The organism is Sphingomonas sp. Leaf21, assembly GCF_916858675.1.
Classification (GTDB): domain Bacteria; phylum Pseudomonadota; class Alphaproteobacteria; order Sphingomonadales; family Sphingomonadaceae; genus Sphingomonas.
Genome location: NZ_CAKASM010000009.1, coordinates 97,708 through 116,773, shown reverse-complemented (window position 1 = coordinate 116,773; position 19,066 = coordinate 97,708). Strand labels below are relative to the sequence as shown.

22 protein-coding genes are annotated in these 19,066 nt (G+C 65.6%); 6 read left to right on the top strand and 16 right to left on the bottom strand.

Translation table 11 applies throughout. From position 1 onward, the window contains the following. Positions 1-70: 70 nt before the first annotated feature. The 6 genes from LRP66_RS09875 to LRP66_RS09850 all read right to left on the bottom strand — a co-directional run bounded on the left by LRP66_RS09875 (position 71) and on the right by LRP66_RS09850 (position 2,982). Complete coding sequence (locus LRP66_RS09875) at positions 71-208, bottom strand: hypothetical protein (protein WP_230482324.1); 138 nt, start codon at positions 206-208, stop codon at positions 71-73. Then, the gene (locus tag LRP66_RS09870; RefSeq protein ID WP_230482323.1) at positions 205-519 is read right to left on the bottom strand and encodes a hypothetical protein; all 315 of its coding nucleotides are present in this window, start codon (positions 517-519) and stop codon (positions 205-207) included. The genes LRP66_RS09875 and LRP66_RS09870 overlap by 4 nt, the downstream gene beginning before the upstream one ends. Further along, positions 519-719: a hypothetical protein gene (locus LRP66_RS09865; RefSeq protein ID WP_230482322.1), complete on the bottom strand. Its 201-nt coding sequence runs from the start codon at positions 717-719 to the stop codon at positions 519-521. Before LRP66_RS09865 ends, LRP66_RS09870 begins: the two co-directional genes overlap by 1 nt. A 36-nt stretch (positions 720-755) precedes the next feature. Continuing rightward, positions 756-941: a hypothetical protein gene (locus tag LRP66_RS09860; protein ID WP_230482321.1), complete on the bottom strand. Its 186-nt coding sequence runs from the start codon at positions 939-941 to the stop codon at positions 756-758. A 119-nt stretch (positions 942-1,060) separates the two neighbouring features. Further along, positions 1,061-1,723 carry a hypothetical protein gene (locus tag LRP66_RS09855; RefSeq protein ID WP_230482320.1) on the bottom strand — a complete coding sequence of 221 codons (663 nt, stop codon included), beginning with the start codon at positions 1,721-1,723 and terminating at the stop codon, positions 1,061-1,063. A 26-nt stretch (positions 1,724-1,749) separates the two neighbouring features. Beyond that, complete coding sequence (locus LRP66_RS09850) at positions 1,750-2,982, bottom strand: tyrosine-type recombinase/integrase (protein ID WP_230482319.1); 1,233 nt, start codon at positions 2,980-2,982, stop codon at positions 1,750-1,752. Between the two features lie 299 nt (positions 2,983-3,281). Between LRP66_RS09850 and LRP66_RS18260 the strand changes: the two genes are divergently transcribed. The 5 genes from LRP66_RS18260 to LRP66_RS09825 all read left to right on the top strand — a co-directional run bounded on the left by LRP66_RS18260 (position 3,282) and on the right by LRP66_RS09825 (position 6,955). Continuing rightward, complete coding sequence (locus tag LRP66_RS18260) at positions 3,282-4,277, top strand: DNA/RNA non-specific endonuclease (protein WP_329959262.1); 996 nt, start codon at positions 3,282-3,284, stop codon at positions 4,275-4,277. Then, positions 4,264-4,683, top strand: a complete 420-nt coding sequence (locus LRP66_RS09840) for a hypothetical protein (RefSeq protein WP_230482318.1) — start codon at positions 4,264-4,266, stop codon at positions 4,681-4,683. The genes LRP66_RS18260 and LRP66_RS09840 overlap by 14 nt, the downstream gene beginning before the upstream one ends. Positions 4,684-4,966: 283 nt before the next feature. Further along, complete coding sequence (locus LRP66_RS09835; protein WP_230482317.1) at positions 4,967-5,149, top strand: DNA/RNA non-specific endonuclease; 183 nt, start codon at positions 4,967-4,969, stop codon at positions 5,147-5,149. Between the two features lie 682 nt (positions 5,150-5,831). Further along, on the top strand, positions 5,832-6,647 hold the full coding sequence (locus tag LRP66_RS09830) for a hypothetical protein (protein WP_230482316.1): 816 nt from the start codon (positions 5,832-5,834) through the stop codon (positions 6,645-6,647). Then, positions 6,644-6,955, top strand: a complete 312-nt coding sequence (locus LRP66_RS09825; protein ID WP_230482315.1) for a hypothetical protein — start codon at positions 6,644-6,646, stop codon at positions 6,953-6,955. Before LRP66_RS09830 ends, LRP66_RS09825 begins: the two co-directional genes overlap by 4 nt. Positions 6,956-7,057: 102 nt before the next feature. Here LRP66_RS09825 and LRP66_RS09820 read toward each other — a convergent pair whose 3' ends face one another. Beyond that, a complete protein-coding gene (locus LRP66_RS09820; RefSeq protein WP_230482314.1) occupies positions 7,058-7,477 on the bottom strand; it encodes a DUF2721 domain-containing protein in 420 nt (139 codons plus the stop codon). Between the two features lie 107 nt (positions 7,478-7,584). After that, a complete protein-coding gene (locus LRP66_RS09815; RefSeq protein WP_230482313.1) occupies positions 7,585-7,788 on the bottom strand; it encodes a hypothetical protein in 204 nt (67 codons plus the stop codon). A 121-nt stretch (positions 7,789-7,909) separates the two neighbouring features. Between LRP66_RS09815 and LRP66_RS09810 the strand changes: the two genes are divergently transcribed. Further along, the gene (locus LRP66_RS09810; RefSeq protein ID WP_230482312.1) at positions 7,910-8,101 is read left to right on the top strand and encodes a hypothetical protein; all 192 of its coding nucleotides are present in this window, start codon (positions 7,910-7,912) and stop codon (positions 8,099-8,101) included. 69 nt (positions 8,102-8,170) lie between these two features. Here LRP66_RS09810 and cobA read toward each other — a convergent pair whose 3' ends face one another. The 8 genes from cobA to LRP66_RS09770 all read right to left on the bottom strand — a co-directional run bounded on the left by cobA (position 8,171) and on the right by LRP66_RS09770 (position 19,030). Further along, a complete protein-coding gene (cobA, locus tag LRP66_RS09805) occupies positions 8,171-8,959 on the bottom strand; it encodes a uroporphyrinogen-III C-methyltransferase (protein WP_443026679.1) in 789 nt (262 codons plus the stop codon). After that, the gene (locus LRP66_RS09800; RefSeq protein ID WP_230482310.1) at positions 8,952-11,546 is read right to left on the bottom strand and encodes a nitrate reductase; all 2,595 of its coding nucleotides are present in this window, start codon (positions 11,544-11,546) and stop codon (positions 8,952-8,954) included. Before LRP66_RS09800 ends, cobA begins: the two co-directional genes overlap by 8 nt. Positions 11,547-11,679: 133 nt before the next feature. Beyond that, positions 11,680-12,018 carry a nitrite reductase small subunit NirD gene (nirD, locus tag LRP66_RS09795; protein ID WP_230482309.1) on the bottom strand — a complete coding sequence of 113 codons (339 nt, stop codon included), beginning with the start codon at positions 12,016-12,018 and terminating at the stop codon, positions 11,680-11,682. After that, a complete protein-coding gene (nirB, locus tag LRP66_RS09790) occupies positions 12,015-14,519 on the bottom strand; it encodes a nitrite reductase large subunit NirB (RefSeq protein ID WP_230482308.1) in 2,505 nt (834 codons plus the stop codon). Before nirB ends, nirD begins: the two co-directional genes overlap by 4 nt. After that, positions 14,519-15,715: an alginate export family protein gene (locus LRP66_RS09785; protein WP_230482333.1), complete on the bottom strand. Its 1,197-nt coding sequence runs from the start codon at positions 15,713-15,715 to the stop codon at positions 14,519-14,521. The genes nirB and LRP66_RS09785 overlap by 1 nt, the downstream gene beginning before the upstream one ends. Positions 15,716-15,720: 5 nt before the next feature. Then, a complete protein-coding gene (locus tag LRP66_RS09780) occupies positions 15,721-16,965 on the bottom strand; it encodes a nitrate/nitrite transporter (RefSeq protein ID WP_230482307.1) in 1,245 nt (414 codons plus the stop codon). Positions 16,966-17,240: 275 nt separating this feature from the next. Next, positions 17,241-18,452, bottom strand: coding sequence for a CmpA/NrtA family ABC transporter substrate-binding protein (locus LRP66_RS09775; RefSeq protein WP_230482306.1), 1,212 nt, complete (start codon positions 18,450-18,452; stop codon positions 17,241-17,243). After that, positions 18,449-19,030: an ANTAR domain-containing response regulator gene (locus LRP66_RS09770; protein WP_230482305.1), complete on the bottom strand. Its 582-nt coding sequence runs from the start codon at positions 19,028-19,030 to the stop codon at positions 18,449-18,451. Before LRP66_RS09770 ends, LRP66_RS09775 begins: the two co-directional genes overlap by 4 nt. Between the last annotated feature and the right edge of the window lie 36 nt (positions 19,031-19,066).

Below are 19,066 nucleotides of genomic sequence, written 5' to 3'. Positions count from 1 at the left end.
GAAATTGGGTTTCCCCATCGTCGCCTCCTGTCCTCAAAATTAGGACCCGAGGCGTCCAGAAATCTAGGGGCTACTCATTCCGACCAGAGGGCCCGACCGGCATACGGGGGGACCAGTCTGCCTCAAGCTGCTGGCTGGCGAACCGGAAGGAGACGGTGAACCCGTCCCCGACCGGCGTCGCGCCGCTGAACATCTCGACGTTCATCATGCGGCACCGCCTTTCTGGGCATCGCTATCGTTCGCCGCGTCCGACTGGAACTGAGTGATCCGCCAGACGATCGCCTTAGCGCCGCTGACGTTGCGACGACGCAAGCCAGTGTCGAAGATCGCTTTGCGGTCCTTGAGGCTGGTGAATCTAGGTTGGAGCGAATACCGGGGGTATCCAGCGGCCGCGCACGTTTCATCGACGGTCAGGCCATTGGGATGGGCGTGCAGCGTCTTCATGACGATGCGCTCAAGGTGGCCCGAGGCGTCCGCAATGGATGCCCATGCTGCGGCTGAAGTGTCTGTCTGGCGCATCACCGCATCCCCTCGTTGTAAGAGGGAAGGGCGCCCCAATGGAGCGACGCGATCAGTTCGGCACGAAGGCCGGTCAATCCGAACGCGGCATTCAGCCGTTGAAGCTGCAGGGCGGAGGTGCTATTTCCAAAATCGTCGCAGCCAAGCTGACAAGTTTTGGGAAGCCGCACGGTGCCAGCCGGGCGGCTTTCTCGCTTCATAGGGCGCGAGTGCCCCTTTCCGGTTGCCATCGGTGATCAGGCGGCAAGCTGCGTCAGCAGCTTTTCCTTGAAGCGTCGTACGCTGCGTCCGGTGATGACGGATTTGCCGTCGAGTTTTAGGAGTTCGAGATCTCCTCGTGCAACCAGCTGATACAGCTTGGTGCGACCAATTCCGCCGAGGTCTTGGCGGGCTTGAGTAACCGAAAAGAGAGGTTCGTCCATGTCGTTGCCTCCGTATGGATGCTGGCGAACACCAGCGGGCAACAGGATTAGTAGCGGGCCTTAGGGGTGAATTGCCAAGGACATTAAACGGCTTTCTTGTCCACGCTTGGCAGAACGCCTTAAAAACCGAGGACGCGCTTGTAGGTCGCTCCATCGTGCAGCAACTGCCGATTGTCTGAGCCGCGATCGGTAAACCAGAGATCGCTTTTACCCTCCAGTTTTGCTGCAGCAATTTTCATATCTAAGAGGTCGGCACCGAAGATCGGGGGAAGGTCACGGCTTCGCCACTTTTGCATAGCTGACCAAGTTACTCCAAAGGCAGAGGTTACCATTTCCCGTCGAGTTTCAAGTTTGATCCCTGCTCCTTCCAAATATGCCTCCCACTCTAAAGCCCTGAGCTGCCACACGGCGCGCGTGTAACTATCTCGCCTCTTGCCTTGGCGGGGATCTATAGGAGCAAACAATACTGGATAGTCGCCGCCTGCTACATTCGTGGCTTCTATTGACACATCGGTAATAGACGAGCCCGAACCTATTTCTTCTATGGACGCAAAGAAATGGAACAAGGTGGTAAGCCGATCTGACGCTGTCGATAGTGCGGCTTGCCGATCAGACGGGTCAGGCGTGGGCCCATAGGCATGCCGCAAAACCCGTTCACCACATAGCTTCGCCGCAAGCTGCAGGGCTTCCCTGGCGATTACTGGCGCCCAATCTTCCTCGTCGTCTGGGTTTGTCCGCAAATGGCTCGTCCTGCTGACGAACAAATCCAGGGCTTGCTGCATCGCTCCGTGGTCCAATGGAGGATGACTCATGCGACGGTTCCAGCGCTGGTGTCACCCACGAACTGCCCCCACGCCTCCAGCAACCCACGCCGCATGTCGAGGAACTTGGCCCGCTTGTACGCACGGATCACCTTGTCGGGCACGACGTGCGCCAGGGCGGCTTCGGCCACCGCGTCGGGCACCTCGGGCATCTTCTCGGCTGCCCAGTCCCGGAATGAACTGCGAAAGCCATGCACGGTATAGGCGTGTCCCGCGTCCCGCAGGGCCTTGCTCAACGTCATATCGGAAAGCTGCTCATTTTTACGGTTGGGGAAGACGAGGTCGTCAGGCTCGTGACCGCCTTCCTCGAATATCTGCTTCAGCAGCGCGACCGCTGGCTTGCTCAGCGTGACGGTATGCGCGGTCCTGGCCTTCATCACCTCGGGCGGCCGGTGCCACTCCGCCTTGTCCAAATCAAAATGCTTGCGCCGTGCCGACCGAACCTCACCCGAGCGGGCTGCCGTCAGGATCGTCAGCAATAGCGCCTGACGCCCTTTGGTCGGTGCCCCGGCATTCAGCTGCGCCACGACGGCTGGGACTTGATCATAGGGCATGGCGGCGTAATTCCCGCCCTGTGCCTGCTTGGCCAAGCCGACCGTCACCGACTTGCGCGGCGCCTCACTCTTCCGCCACCCCTTCGACTTGGCGAAGTCCAGCACCTTACTGATGCGGAACCTCACCTTCCGCGCCATGTCGGTCTTGCTGGTCCAGATCGGCGCGACAGCGTCCCGGATATGCTCGGCATCGATCCGGTCGACACGCATCTTGCCTAGGGACGGATAGGCGTGATTCTTGAGCGAGCTGAGGAAGACAGTAGCGGTCTTCTCCGACCAGCCACTCTTCAGCGCTTCGTGTGTCGCCTTCGCTGCTTCCTCGAATGTCGGGACCTTACGGCGCTCACGGTCACGTTCAGCGATAGGGTCCAGCCCGGACTTGGCAGCAGTGCGCAGCAGCCCGGCCTTCTCCCGTGCCTCGCTGAGCGTCAGGACCTTTTTATGGAGGATGGGAATGGCGATCGGGGGAGGGGTGCTGCGATCCGCTCCGACGCGGCTGGTCGTGTCGACAGAACCCAGGCCAATGTCCCGTCGCTGCCCATCGACCTGCACGCGCAGCAGCCAGGACTTTGCGCCAGTCGGCTTGGCAAGCAGGTACAGGCCATCGCCATCGGCATGGCGTCCGGGCTTGGCGTTCTTGACCGATAGGGCTGTCAGCTTGCCCATAATTCTCCCTCAACCGTTCCCTCACTATATCGCGGCTTATAGCGAACGTCCACGAACGATTACGGAACAAATGGACTTTGTCTGTTCTCGTCATAGGAGAGGAAGCGGTCGGGAACGAACGGTGGCGGTCAAATAGTTAGATACCGGCCAGGGGCACCACTTCCGTCAGATCGTTTATCATAACCGCCGAAGCGCGGTGCCAGGCCCAGGCGCCGGGCCTCCGACCCGTGCACCCATAGCTTGACATGTTGGAGAATGTTGCTCAGATGTTCTCGCCGCGTGGATAGCGGGGCAGCAGCATGATCGACATTTCAGACGACGAACGGCGACGCGCCTTCTCGGTATGGCTGCGGAGCGGTAGGCTGCCATCGGTCAGAAGTGCTGATGGGATAGAGCTTAAATTCAATCCGTGGCATGACACTGAAACCGGACGGTTCACCTTCGCCGGTGCTGGGCGGCATTACGGTCAGTGGCGCGGCGGTGGTTTTTCCGGCGGTGGCGGCGGGAAGGGCGGGGGTGGCGGTGCGACCGGATCAGGGGATTGGCCGGCTCGACCATTGCAACCGAAATCGCAGAATTCGGCAAATCACACGACTTCAAAAAGCTCGATGCGGACTGCTTCTCCGAGCAAGCGGCCGGCACCTTCGCAGCCGTCCGCTCGCGGCACATGGGCCGGTGGTGGGTTCACGGGGGGTGGCGGTGGTAGCTTTGGTGGGGCGGGAGCATCCGGCACGTGGGGGCCCCCCGAGCCGACACGTCGGCCGGTTTCACGCGGTTCGGCGACTGCCATCGGGTTTTCGGATCGTTCCGGCGCGACGAACACGGCATCGCCACGACCTGCAAGCGCACAAAGCGAGCAATTCCGTACGGTCGTTCGCAACGGCTATACGTATCAGATAGACGCGCGAGAGCGGACGCGACGAGTTTCCGGCACGTTGACGGTTGCCGACGCCCCATCGCGGTCTCGTACGTCACAGCGACACGCTGGTGGAGCAGAGCGCCGCACGAGCGACGACGGTGGCCATTATATCGCGTCGCGCTTCAATGGTCCGACCGAGGCGTTCAACCATTTTGCGCAGGACGCCAATTTCAACCGGGGCGGCTACCGTCTGCTCGAGAACGAATGGGCGCGGGACAAACGTGCCGGACGGGCGGTGTCGGTGAAGATTGTTCCGCAGTTCGGAGGTGGTTCCGTGCGGCCGTCGACGATCAATGTGTGGTGGACAGTCGATGGGGAAAGAAAGAGCGTGAGATTTCCCAACGAACGATCGGAGAAGCGCCGTGGCGGAAACTGAATCGGAACGTCTGCTGGAGGAGATCGGCGGATTGCTGATGGAGGATGGCGAGTATCCTTCAGAACCTACGCTGCTCTACGCGCAACTCAATCACAACATGATCGGAGAGTCGATCTACAAGGAACTCGGCAATCAGCTCCTTTTTCGGTGGCCGGTGAACGAACGCCTTGCCTACGCACTCCTCGAATTGTGGGAGGCGCAGGACGGTCAGGACCGATGGTCGGAACTGGAGTATGTGCTTCGCGACGGCCAATTCGAAGTGGCCTACTTTTACCCGGACGAAATAGATCCGCAGGAAAACGTGATCGAGCGCCGCGAGCGTGCGCTGCGGCGACATTTCGGAGAGAAGCCGATCGTATACCCACCCTTACCCACAGACGACGAACTTCAGAGCTATGGCTTGTAGGTCACATCCTGTTGGGCGTTTGGCGCGAGATCGAAATTCTCCAATGATTTGAGTGGCCAGCTTTGTCTCCTGCGGGGCACCACTTCCGTCAGAGCGCGGATCATAGCCGCCCTTGCGATCGAAATCGCGAAATTCGGTACGGCATGGGCCCTCAAGCGGCTCGACGCGGATTGCGTCTTCCAGCAGGCAGTCCGCGTCTTCACGATCGACCGCTCGGGGCGTTTGGACTGGTGGCAGCTTCAGTTGGGGGCGGCGCATTTCCGGCACGTTGACCGTTGCCGACGTGGCGAGGCGGGTTCGCACGCTACAGCGCCGGGCGGGCGGCGTTGAGTGCCGCGCAGGCGATGATGGCGGACATTACATCGCCACGGGCTTCAACGGTCCGACCGAGGCGCTCGATCACCTTGCGCAGGATGCCAATGTCGACCGGGGCCGCTACCGCTTGTGGGAGGCGGGATGGGCGTGATCGGTGCCCGAAGCGCGAATAGGTACTGCGCGATGGAAAATCGAGGCCGCCTACTTCTACCCTGACAAAATCGAAGGAGAGAAGAATGCGTTCGAGCGTCGCAGACGTTCGTTGCTGCGGAATTTCAGCGATAAACCAGTCTTTTATCCGCCTTGGTCGCCAGCCGATGAGGGAATGTGCCTCTGCCGCTAGGTTGCGTTGAGACTCACGCCAACCTCAGGAATTAAATAAGTCAGTGACTTTCGTGGAAACTCCATATTTGTAAGTCGTCAGAGTAAGAAATTGGACGAATCTGAAAGGATTACTGGTCTTCGTCCGAAGCAGGCTAGGCAATATTGACTTTTCCATGATTGTTCTTTATATGTTCCGGTAGTTGTTGGGGGACAGCATGGCGGGAACATCTGGCGATAGGCAATCCAGTCCATTTTCATGGTGGTTGCGGACGGGTAGGCTGCCGTCGGCTCTGGGTTCGGATGGTCGCGAACTCAAATTCAACCCGTGGCATGATGCGGCAGACGGCCGGTTCACCTTTGCGGGGGCGGGGAGTCGTCATGGTGCTGGCGGTGGCGATGGAGGGCAGGCGGCTAACCGGCCTGTCTCGAGCCGGGGCGGACGCGTGCAGTCCCTGGGCAAGCCGGGACGATCGCCGATCGCTACGGCGCCGAGGCCGGGATCGGCGCGCGTGGTGCCGTCGACGATCGGCGGCCGAAAGTCTCGCACACTGGACGCGTCGCGTACGAAAGCCGAGGGCGTCGGAGGGACGCGACGCGACAATCCGCTCGAGCCTGTCGCCGAATTCGCATTGGGCGCGGGAGAAGGGATTTACGACGTCGGCCGAGGGACGGTGGCGGGTGTCTACTCCGTGCTCACGACAAATCCCGTCGTCACCATTCGCGAAGCCGGACGCGGAATTGCGAACACGATCGATACGGTGATCGCGGCGGAAGACACGCCTGCGCGAATCCAGATCGCGCGTGCGGCATCGGCCGTCGCCAATGCCTCCGCGCGGGATCTCGGTCGTGCGACGGGAACGATCGCTGCAAATGCCGCGCTGACGGCGGCGCCCGCGGCCGCGATCTCCAAGGTCGCGAAACTACGTCGACTGCGCATGGCGAAACCACGCCCGACCTTCGATCCTCCGCAAGTCGGCTGGAAAAGGGAAACGCTCCCGCCCAAGGATCCCTGGAAAGCCTATAACGACGCTGCGGTCGGATCGCGTCCGGGCCACGCGCCGACGCTGATGCGAACGATGGCGGACGGCTCGAAGCGGCCGGTGAAGTTCGATGGCGTCCAGGGCGATTACATGATCGATCGAAAGTGGAACGTTCGCGATCAGGCGAGGTCGCGAGCGCAGGTCATACGACAGTCCGAGGTTCTGGCGCAGCATAACCTGATCGGACTGTGGGAGGTCCCGTCGCCCGTCAAGAAAGCCAAAGCTCTCAGGCTGTTGAAAAAGCTGAACGTCCGCAACATTCATGTAAAGGTGGTAAAGCCATGATAGCCGAGCAGATCGCGCATATTATCGCCAATGTTATCCTTTTGCTCGATATGGACGAAGGGGACGAAATCGATGCCGATACGGGGGCACAGTTCCTTGAGTGGCTTGGGGCGAAACTCGAAGAGCTGGACCGCGATTTCCTGCGTCAACTGATAGATGCGTTCGGGGCCATCGCCGATCAATTTTCTGTCGAGAACCAGCAAGCGGTGCGCGACATACCCTATGGCTATTATCTCGAAGAGGCGCTGGCGGCCGACGATCCGGTGAGGCTGGCCGAGTTGGACGCCATCCGGGATGCGCGAGACTGATCGCGGTTTCGGGCGACGAAGGACTGCCTGGCCGTCGACGCGGAGAGGGTCGGCGATTCCGATCGCCAGTGCTGTCCCGTGCCTTATCGCGACGGGGCGTGGTCAGGCGGTATCGTCGCTTTCGTCGCGGAGCGCGCGTCCGGCGATCGTGATCTCACTGACGAAGCAGGCCAGCCCCGCGACCGCGAAGACGAGTCCGCCGCCGAAGAAGACGAAAAGGATCGTCGCGTGGCCGGAATCGCGCAACGTGCCCAGGAACAGCGTTATCGCCGCGCAACAGGTCATTGCCCCCGCCGCCGCGGTGAGGGTCACGGCGATGTCGAGGATTTTCGACCGCAAGCGCAGGCGGCGCATCTCGAAACTGTCCGATCGCCCGTCGCGCTTCAGCGCCTGGATCCGGTCGCTGATCCGACCGAGCCGCGTCGCGAAGACGTTCAGCAGCGAACCGACCGCGGTCAGCAGGAATATCGGTGTCAGCGCCAACTGGATGACATGGGCGGCGGCGTTCAGGGGGGCGGTCATATCGTCTCGGCTCTCCGTCGCAGGAGGATCGTTCCGCCCGCGATGATGTTCCGTGACGTTCGCGATTGTCCTGGCCAGACCCACCGCCTGCCCATCGGGTTCGCGTGCTACGCCAAGGTGATCAGCGGCAACTGAACCTCGTTGCGCGACAGGACGGCCTTGGCCCTTTGCGCCGCCCCGACCGCCTGGCGATAATGGATCGTCCCATAGCGCTCGGCCTCCGCGAACGGCAGCGGCGACCAATCCTCCGATGGATAGACCTCGTTGTAAATCGCCTCGGCCGCCGCGCGAAGCTGCGTGTCGTGTTGCATGACCATGTCCCTTTGCTTTGCAACGAATAGAACAAAGAGGGAACGATTCGCAAGGCGGCGTTGATCCACGTGGTAAAATCGATAACCTCCCTTAACCGACTCAATCGGTTTGGAGGATGCCATGGTTCGGACCCTGTTGTTCGCCGCCGCCGCCCTGACGATGGTGGCGACTCCCTCGTTGGCGGCGCCGTGCCGCGATGCGAAGGGCAAGTTCATCAAATGCCCCGACAAGACACCCGTGAAGGCGGCCCGCTGCAAGGACGCAAAGGGCAAGTTCGCCAAATGCGGCACGCCTGGCGCCAAGCCCGCCTGACCTGATCGGACCAGCGCCGCCATCGCGCCCGTCCGCTGGCGCGGTGGCGGACGCGGACGCTCCGCGCGATCAATCCGCGTTAAAGGCGGAAACCTCTGAAACCTCCGGCGCCAAGGCCCCATCGGCCCGACGCGCTCCGATAGCGTCGCCGATCAGCAGCAGGGCCGGATCCTTGTCACCGATGGTCCGGGTGAGGAAGCTCAGCGCGTCGAGGCGACCGGTGAGCAGACGTTCGTTCGGCAGCGAGACGTTGACCGCGATCATGACCGGCGTTTCGGGCGGCATCCCGGCGGCGACCAGCTGGCGTGCGATGACCGGCGCGGCCGCGCGGCCCATATAGACGGCGAGCATCGCATCGGGCGCGGCCAGTGCGGACCAGTCGAGCGAGAGCGCTTCCCCCTCGCGCAGGTGCGCCGTGACCAGCGTCAGGCGACGCGCCAGCCCACGCAGGGTCAGCGAGATCGTCCCCGAGGCGGCCGCCGCACTGGCAGCCGTAATGCCGGGACAGATGCGGACCGGGACTCCGGCCGCGCGACAGGCGTCGATCTCCTCGGTCGAGCGGCCGAAGATCGACGGGTCGCCGCCTTTCAGCCGGACGACGCGCCGCCCCGCGCGCGCGGCGGCGACGATCAGGCCGTCGATCGTAGCCTGATCCTTCGAATGGCGGCCCGATCGCTTTCCGACACTTGCGCGCTCGGTCGCGTCGGGGATCAACGCCAGGATATCGGGCCCGACCAGCGCATCGTGGAAGACGATGTCGGCGGCGGCGATTAGGCGTTCGGCCTTGCGGGTCAGCAGATCGGGATCTCCCGGACCTGCGCCGACCAGCCAGACCGATCCGGCGGGGAAATCATCCATGCGCATGGTGGGGCTCCTGGGTTTCGGCGAGAAGTCGGGCGAGGGCGGGGCGGCACGATCCGCAGTTGGTGCCGGCACCCAGCGCCGCACCGATCGCGGCGACGTCGGTAAGCCGCCGGTCGCGGATGGCGGCGACGATCGTGCGGACGCCGATATCGAAACAGGCACAGACGATCGCGCCGCGTTCGACCGCCGCACCGGGGGCGCGTCCGGCGAGGATGGTGGGCGCGACCTGCGGCGCGCTCAACTGCGCGATCAGCCAGTCCCGGCCGGGGAGTTCCCCGCGTTCGGTGACGAACAGCGCGGCGGCGAGTCGATCATCGGCGATCACCGCGACCCGGCGTGATCCGCGCGCGGGATCGGTCGCCTCGACCCGCTGACCTTTGGGCAGCATCGCCTCGAGCGCCGCCGGATCGCCATCGCCCGCGACCTCCCACAGCCAGCCGCCCGGCACCGCCACCCGCGTCGCCCACAGGCAGTCCGGCGTCGTGGTCGCCTCACCGGTCAGGATCGCGAAGCCGCGCCAGCGGGTCGCGACGGCGGTGATGCGGGCGGGGGTCCGCTTGAAACCGGGCTGGCCCGAATGGGGATCGGTCAGCGGGCGTGGAAGCAGCCCGGTACGCCCGCCGGTGGCGGTCCGGTCGGTCCAGTGGATCGGCACGAACAGCTCACCCGGCCGTTGCCCCACACCCACCGACACGCGGTAGAGGCTCTCCCCCTGCGGCGTGCCGACCCGCGCAAGTCCGCCATCGTGCAATTTCAGTCGCGCGGCATCGTCGGGATGAACCTCGACCAGGGGCTCCTCGCGGTGGCGTGCCAGCCTGGGGGCCAGGCCGGTGCGGGTCATCGTATGCCAATGGTCACGATAGCGCCCGGTGTTGAGCGTCATCGGCCAGTCGCGCAGCGGTTCGGCCAGCGGCTTCTGCGCGACGGGGATCAGGCGCGCGCGGCCATCGGGCGTGGGGAAGCGGCCATTGGCGAAGGGCGTGCCGCCCCAGCGGAACGGCGCCATCGCGTCATAGTCGCCATTGCCGCCGCTCGACCGGCCGGGCAGCGCGAACAGGCGCGAACCGTCGTTTTCATAATGGGATAGACGACAATGCTCGCGCCAGATCTCGGCCGGGCGGTCATAGGAGAAGGCGGTCTTCCACCCCATGCGGCGACCAACCTCCTTGACGATCCACCAGTCGGGCCTGGCTTCGCCGGGCAATGCGAACAGCGCGCGCTGGCGGCTGATCGTGCGATCGCTGTTGGTGACGGTGCCGTCCTTCTCGCCCCAGGCGGCGGCGGGCAGGCGGACATGCGCGAAGGCCGAGCTGTCGGTCTCGGCGATCACGTCGCTGACCACCACGAAGGGACAGGCGGCCAGCGCTTCGCGCACCGAACCCGCATCGGGCATCGACACGGCTGGGTTGGTCGCCATGATCCAGATCGCCTTGATCCGGCCCTGACCGAGTTCGCGGAACAGGTCGACCGCCTTCAGCCCCGGCCTGGGGGCGATGGTCGGGGACGCCCAGAACCGCTGAACCCGCGCGCGGTTCTCGGGTGCGAAGTCCATATGCGCGGCGAGCGTCGAAGCCAGCCCGCCGACCTCCCGCCCGCCCATCGCATTGGGCTGTCCGGTGATCGAGAAGGGCGCCGCGCCCGGTTTGCCGATGCGACCGGTGGCGAGGTGGAGGTTGATGATCGCATTGACCTGATCGGTGCCGGTCGTCGACTGGTTGATCCCCTGGCTGAACAGCGTGACGGTGCGCGGGGTGGCGGCGAACAGCTCGTAGAAGCGGCGCAGGTCGGCGGCCGCGACGTCGCAGGTCCTGGCGACCGACCAGAGGTCGCTGCCCTCGTCCAGCGCGGTCCAGAAGTCGGCGGGTACGTTGAGCGAGGTCCTGACGAAGTCCTCGTCCACCACGCCCGCCGCCCATGCCCAGGCGAGCGCGCCGTTCATCAAGGCCACGTCGCTGCCCGGCCGGATCGCGAGGTGGAGGTCGGCCTGCTCGGCGGTTTCGGTGCGGCGCGGGTCGATCACGACCAGCTTCGCGCCCGCGTCGCATCGCTCGCGGATGCGCTGATAGACGATGGGATGGCACCAGGCGGTGTTGCTGCCGACCAGCACGATGAGGTCGGCGGCGTCGATATCCTCGTAACTGGCGGGGACGATGTCCTCGCCGAACGCGCGGGTGTGACCAGCGACCGCGCTCGACATGCAAAGGCGGGAGTTGGTGTCGATGTTGGCCGAGCCGATGAAACCTTTCATCAGCTTGTTGGCGACGTAATAGTCTTCGGTGAGCAACTGGCCGGAGACGTAGAAGGCGACGCTGTCAGGCCCATGCTGCGCGACGGTGTCGCGGAAGCGTTTCGCCACGAGGTCCAGCGCCTTGTCCCACGACGCCCGGCGCTTGCCGATCATCGGGTGGAGGAGGCGGCCTTCCAGGCCGACGGTCTCGCCCAGATGCGTGCCCTTGGAACAGAGCTTGCCGCGATTGGCGGGGTGGTCGGGGTCGCCCTCGATCCGGACCGCGCGGTCACCGGTCACGGTCGCCCGGATGCCGCAGCCGACGCCGCAATAGGCGCAGGTGGTGCGGATCATAGATCCTCCCCGGCACGGGGAGGGGGACCAGCGAAGCGGGTGGAGGGGGGCTTCCGCAGGCGGATCGCTCGCGGCGATCCCCCTCCACCACGGCCTGTGGCCGCGGTCCCCCTCCCCGTGCCGGGGAGGATCATCACGCCGCCGCCTTCAGGGTGCTGGCGCGGCAGATCAGCACGCGGCCGCCGCTGATCTTCACCGGTACGGTCGGCGTACAGCCCTTGTCCTCGCCCAGCGCCTCGCCGGTGCTGAGTGAAATCCGCCAGTTGTGCAGCGGGCACGCCACCGCGCCGCCATGGACGATGCCCTGGCTCAGCCGCCCATGCTTGTGCGGGCAGCGATCGAGGAGGGCGAAGACGCTGTTCTCGCCGGTGCGAAAGACGGCGATGTCGTCGCCGCCCTCGACCTGGACCGTGCGGCTGCCGCGCAGCGGGATTTCCTCGACCCAACCGATATCGAGCCATTCGCCAATCATGCCAATTCTCCAACCGGCTGGAAGCGCGCCATCGGCGCATGGATTTCGCGTTCGGCCCCGGCGACGCGCTCGGCCCAGGGGTCTTCCTGCGAGAATTGCTGCGAATAGAAGAAGCGCCGGGCCAGTTCGGCGCGCGCCTCTTCGTCGGGCAGGAGGCGAGACTGGATATAGGCGAGGCCGACCCGCTCGATCCACGGCGCGGTCCGCTCCAGATAGCGCGCCTCCTCGCGATAGAGCTGGATGAAGGCGGCGCACATCTCCATCGCCTCTTCCTCGGTCGCGACCTTGCAGAGCAGGTCGGTGGCGCGGACCTTGATCCCGCCATTGCCGCCGACATGCAGCTCGTAGCCGCTGTCGACGCAGACCACGCCGAAGTCCTTGATCGTCGCCTCGGCACAGTTGCGCGGACAGCCCGACACCGCGATCTTGAACTTGTGCGGCATCCACGACCCCCAGGTCGCGCGCTCCAGCTTGACGCCGAGGCCGGTCGAATCCTGCGTACCGAAGCGGCACCATTCCGAACCGACGCAGGTCTTCACGGTACGAAGCGACTTGCCATAGGCATGGCCAGACACCATTCCCGCCGCGTTCAGATCGGCCCAGACGGCGGGCAGATCCTCCTTCCTGATGCCGAAGATGTCGAGCCGCTGGCCGCCCGTCACCTTGACCATCGGCGCGTTGAACTTCTCGACCACGTCCGCGATCGCGCGCAGCTCCTTGGGGCTGGTGATCCCGCCCCACATGCGCGGCACGACCGAATAGGTGCCGTCCTTCTGGATGTTGGCGTGCATCCGTTCGTTGACGAAGCGGCTCTGCTGGTCGTCGACATAGTCGCCGGGCAGCGCGCAGAGCAGATAGTAGTTCAGCGCCGGGCGGCAGGAGGAACAACCGTCCGGGGTCGACCAGTGGAGCCTCTGCATCACCTCGGGAATGGACGTCATCCCCTGCGCGACGATCTCGCGGCGGACATCGTCATGGCCGAAGCTGGTGCACTTGCACATGGTCTTGGGCCCCGCCTCGACCTCGCCACCCAGCCGCAAGCCGAGCAGGCTCTCGACGATGCCGGTGCACGACCCGCAGCTTGCCGAAGCCTTGCAGCCGGAGCGGACCGCATCCAGACTGTGCGCGCCGCCGTCGATGCAGGCGAAGACCTTGCCCTTGGTCACGCCGTTGCAGCCGCAGATTTCCGCATCGTCGGAAAGCGCCGCAACGGCCGCCTTAGGGTCCGCGAGGGCGCCCCCCTGGGCGAAAGCCTGGCCGAAGATCAGCGCGTCGCGGATATCGCCGACGCTCTCGCCCTTTTTGAGCAGGTCGAAATACCAGTTGCCGTCGGCGGTATCGCCGTAGAGCACCGCGCCGACGATCCGGTCGTCCCTGACCACGACGCGCTTGTAGATGCCACGGCTCGCATCCCGCAGCACGATGTCCTCCGCGCCGTCGCCGCCGCCGAAATCGCCCGCCGAGAAGACGTCGAGCCCGGCGACCTTCAGCTTGGTGGCGGTGGGGGCGGGGCGGTAGCCGGACGGCGCGCCGGTCAACGCATCGGCCAGCGAGCGGCACATGTCCCAGAGCGGCGCGACCAATCCATAGACCTGACCGTCATGCTCGACACACTCACCGACCGCCATGATGCGCGGGTCGGAGGTGACCATATGGTCGTCCACCTTGATCCCGCGCCCGACCTCGAGGCCCGCCGCGCGGGCGAGCGCGACCGAGGGGCGGATGCCGACCGCCATCACCACCAGATCGGCGGGGATCTCGCGCCCGTCCTTCAGGCGGATCGCCTCGACCCTGCCGTCGCCCAGGATCGCGGCGGTGTCCGCGCCGGTCAGCACGGTCTGGCCGCGCGCCTCCAGCGCCTGCTTCAAGAGCCAGCCCGCCGCCTCGTCCAGCTGCCGCTCCATCAGCGTCGGCATCAAATGAAGCACGGTGACCGTCATCCCCCGGAGCGAGAGGCCATGCGCCGCCTCCAGCCCGAGCAGCCCGCCACCGATCACCACCGCGCTGCCACCCCGCTCGGCGGCGGCGAGCATATGCTCGACATCCTTCATGTCGCGAAAGCTGATGACGCCGGGCAGGTCATGGCCGGGAACCGGGATGATGAAGGGATCGGAGCCGGTCGCGATCAGCAGCCGGTCGTATCCCAGCACCATGCCGCTCTTCGCGGTGACGGTGCGCGCCTCGCGGTCGATCGCGGTGACGGGATCGCCGCTGACCAGGGTGATGCCGTTATCGGCATACCAGTCGAGGCCGTTGATGACGATCTCGTCGAACGTCTTCTCGCCCGCCAGCACCGGCGACAGCATGATCCGGTTATAGTTCACCAGCGGCTCGGCACCGAAGATGGTGACGCGGTAGCGGGCGGGATCGCGCGCCAGCAATTCCTCGACCGCGCGGCAACCGGCCATGCCGTTGCCGATGACGACTAAGTGCTCGCGGGCGTCGCCCGTTGGCAAATGCTCGCGGGTATCGGTCGCCGCGACGACGGGGCGGTGTTCCATCAGATGGTCCAGTCCAGTTGCAGCCAAAGCTTTTGGGTGTCGGTGGCGAAGCGATCCGCCTGATAATTCGCGTAGCGGAGCGAGGCGGTGGTGCGGCCGATCTTCCCTTGCGCCAGCAGGTCGATCTCATTGCCGTAATGGCGGACCAGCCGGTCGCTTTCGAACCGGTGCCAGATCGCCGACAGGCTGACCGCCTTCACCGCGCCGACCTGTTTCCACCCCCAGCCGGTACTGGCGTACAGGTCGCGGATACCGTCGGGCGGGGTGGTGGTGAACTTGTCGGCCCAGCCCTGGAACTTGAAGATCGAGGACAAGGGCGTCTGGAAGCTGGTCAACGCCTGCCCCCTATCGGCGCCCAGCACCTCATAACCGCCGCCCAGGCGCGGGCCGTTCAGGTCAAGCGCGACATCGGCCAGCCAATAGTCGGCCGAATAGCTGTTGGGATTGCGGTGATAGTCCGACTGACGCGCCCAGCTGGCCTGATAGGCGAGCTTCGCCTTGCCCAAAGCCTTGCTACCCGCCAGCCGGGTGCCATAGGTCTGGCTCGACAGGCGGAAACCCTGCACGGCGGCCTCGTCCTCGTCGATCAGATAGGCGAACCCGGTCAGCGTGCCGATCGGCGAGGCCCAGCCGAGATTGGCCAGCACCGTATCACCGCCGATCGAACGCGGCCGCGCGCCGGTGCCGTCTATCCCCCAGACGGTACGCACGCCCCAGACATAGCTGAGGTCGGCCTTCACACCCTTCACCGGCACCAGCTCGACCCGCACCGCGTCGAAGGTCTGGCCGTTGTTCCGGATCGCCGCCGCACCGACGAAGCGCTCGTCGTCCAGCACGATACGCTGCCGCCCGACGGTCAGGGTGAGCGGATCGGTCTTATACTGGACCTGGGCGCGGTAGAGGCCGATGCTCTGCGGATCGCCGATCAGCGGACGGGCCGCATTCGGGTGCACGCCGTCGAAATAGTCGGGGACGATGGCGAGGTTGCCCTGCGCCTCCGCCAGCGCCGACCAGTGGCCTTCGCTCGCCTGCAAGCCCGTGCGGACCCGCATCGTCACGGCATCGGCGTCCTGGGGCAGTCCGTCCTGCGCGACATGTTCCTCGCGCAGCCGGACATCGACGAGCGGCTTGATCGTCTGGGCCGTCGCGGGGGCGGCGATGGCCATCGCAGACAGCAGGGGAAGGGCGCGGCGCATCGACATCAGATCCGCACGCCTTCGGCCGCGCCCCAGCTACGCCGCCAATGGCCCTTGACCAGTGCCAGTCCGGCCAGCGCGACCAGGGCAAGCGCGGCAAAGATCAGGAAGCCGCCCGAAAAGCTGCCCGTCCATTGCTTGGCGAAGCCCAGCGAGGAGGCGAGGTAGAAGCCGCCAATGCCGCCCGCCATGCCGACCAGTCCGGTCATCACGCCGATCTCGGCCGCGAACCGCTGCGGCACCAACTGGAACACCGATCCGTTGCCGACCCCCAGCGCCAGCATCGACAGGACGAACAGCGCGAGCGAGGCGGCGAACCCGTCGACCAGCGCCACGCCGGTCAGGGTGACGGCGGCGGCGGCAAAGACCGCCATCAGCGCCTTCACCCCGCCGATCGCGTCGGCCAGCGCGCCGCCCATCGGCCGCACCAGCGACCCGGCGAAGACGCAGGCGGCGGTGGCATAGCCCGCCTGAACCGGGGTCAGGGCGAAACGGTCGGTGAAATAGATGGGCAGGCTGGCGGCGAGACCCACGAACCCGCCGAAGGTGACCGCGTAGAAGCCCATCAGCCACCAGGCATCGGGCTGGCGAAGGGGCGCGAGATATTCGACCAGGCGGCGTGGCGGCGGCGCGCCCGGCGCGTCCTTGGCCATGACCATATAGGCGAGGAAGACCAGCCCCAGCGGCAGGCAGGCGAGCCCGAGCACCGCGTTCCAGCCGAACAGCTTGGCGAGCGCCGGTGCGAACAGCGCGGCGAGTACCGTACCCGAATTGCCCATGCCCGCCAGACCCATGGCCTTGCCCTGATGCTCTGGCGGATACCAGCGGCTGGCGAGCGGCAGCGCGATCGCGAAGCTGGCGCCCGCAAAGCCCAGGATCACGCCCAGCGCCAGCGTACCGCCGAAGCTGTTCACGCCCAGCACCCAGGCCGAGAACAATCCGGCGATGACGATGATCTGGCTGATGGCGCCCGCGCGCTTCGGTCCGATCCGGTCGACCAGCAGGCCGTTGACGACGCGAAGGATCGCCCCCGCCAGCGTCGGAACCGCGACCATCACGCCCTTTTGCGCGGGCGTCAGCGCAAGGCTGGTCGCGATCTGTGGGGCGAGGGGGCCGAGCAGGACCCACACCATGAAGGCGAGGTCGAAATAGAGGAAGGCGGCGATCAGCGTCGGCGTGTGGCCGCTCGACCAGAAACCGCCATCCTCCGTCTTTGCCTGTTCGGTGTCGTCCCAATATGCCGTCGCCATCGTGCCGCCTCCTTGGGGCCAGGGCCCAAAACGAAAAAAGCCGCCAGGACGTGGACCTTTCGGTCACATCCTGGCGGCTTCGTTGCCTCCAAGCGGGGAACGGGCCGTGCCCGCCTCCGCCAGCGCGCTACCCCGTCGTTGGAGCGGCCTGCGCTGCTATCTCGTGCCCGACGCCATTGCCGGGCGAATCGAAAATTGCCTGATTCGCGGCGAGCGTGCAAGTGTATTTCGCGGCTGCAGCAAAATGCCTCGAATTTCCCTCGTGCCGGGACGGATCAGGGCAGGCTGGCGAGATACCCCGGAATATCATCCGGATCGAACGCCCGCCCGTCGAAGAAGCGGTCGCTGCCCAGCACCAGCCGCCCTTGCGTAGAGCCCGCGCCGATAGGCTCGATCAGTGCGCCTTCCAGCTTGGAACTCGCGCCCGGCAGCGGTGCCCCCGATCCGGCCAGCGCGGCGCGGTAGAGGTCGGGGCGGAACACGCCCTGCGCGATTTCGGCGTCGCGGGGCGAGAAGGCCATGCCCTCCCACCGGATCATCTGCGCATAGAGCCAGGCCGCCTGGCTGCGCCACGGGAAGTTCGCCGCCTCGCGATACTGGAACATGAAATCGGGATAATGGACCGGCTCGCCACCCGGCGTCACGCGGATGCGATCGGTGATCGCGCGCAGGACCGCGTCGACCGGCGAGTCGAGATAATCCGGCCGCGAGAGGATCGTGGCGCTCTCCCGCACCGTTTCCGGATCGACGAAATGCGCCGCCGCGGCGTGAAGTGCGCGGACCAGCCGCAACAGGCCGTCGCGTCGATCGTCCGCCCGGTCCGCCCGCATCGCCAGCACCTTCTCCACCCCGCGCCGCCAGATCTGCGCGGTCGCCAGTGCGATCCGTCCGACGCCGCGATCGACCGCGATCGAATTCCACGGCTCGCCGACGCAGATGCCGTCCACCTCCCCGGCGGCCAGCGCATCGGCGGCGAAGGGCGGGCTGGTGACGACGATCTCGACATCGCTGTCCGGCCGGATGCCGACCCCGGCCAGCCAGTAGCGGAGCATGTAATTGTGGCTGGAATGGCGGTGCACCACCCCGAAGCGCAAGGGGCGTCCGGCATCGCGGCGCTCTTTCGCCACGCGCTTGAGCGCGGCGCCGATCGCCACCGGATCACCCAGCGTCTCGCCAAGGCTCACCGCCTCGCCCAGCCCGATCGAGACGGTGACGGCGTTGCCGTTCAACCCCAGCACGAAGGGAACCGCCATCGGCACCGCCGGACGGTCGCGGCCGAGCGCGGTCGCGATGGCGAGTGGCGCGACGAGGTGCGCGGCGTCGGTATGGCCATAGAGCAGACGATCGCGCACCGCCGCCCAGGTGACGTCACGCACCAGTTCGATCCCGATGCCCTCGGCCTCGGCAAAGCCCAACTCGCGCGCCAGGATGGGCAGCGCGGCATCGACCAGCGGCAGGAAGCCGATGCGGAAGAGGTCGAGGCTCACGGCAAATCTCCCATCAACTCCGCGCTGGTCACGATCGCCTCGGCCACCTCGGCGATGCGGCGGTTGGAGGTCATCGCGTGGCTGCGCAGCAAGGCATAGGCGGCAGGTTCGTCCACCCCGCGCATTCGCATCAGGATCGCCTTGGCCCGGTCGATCACCTGCCGGTCGGCCAGTGCGGTCCGTGCCTCCGCAAGCTCGGCCTGGAGCCGCGAAAAGGCCTGAAACCGGCGCACCGCCAGGTCGAGGATCGGCTTGATCCGCTGCTTGGCCAGGCCATCGACGACATAGGCGGAGACGCCCGCATCGACGGCGGCCATCGTCGCTTCCGCGTCCGACTGGTCAACGAACATCGCGATCGGACGGTCGAGCGCGCGCGACATGGCGAAGAAATCCTCCAGCACGTCGCGGCTGGGATTTTCGAGGTTGATGAGGACGACCTCGGGCGCGGCGCGCTCGACTTGCGCCGCCAGCGGGCCGGCGGGGTCGATCACCACCAGATCGGTCAGCCCCGCCTCCCGAAGGCCATCGGAGATGATCGCCGCGCGGGTGCTGCTCGTGTCGATGATCGCGATCCGCATATGGGCGTGATGCCGCGTCCGTTCGGCAGGGACAAG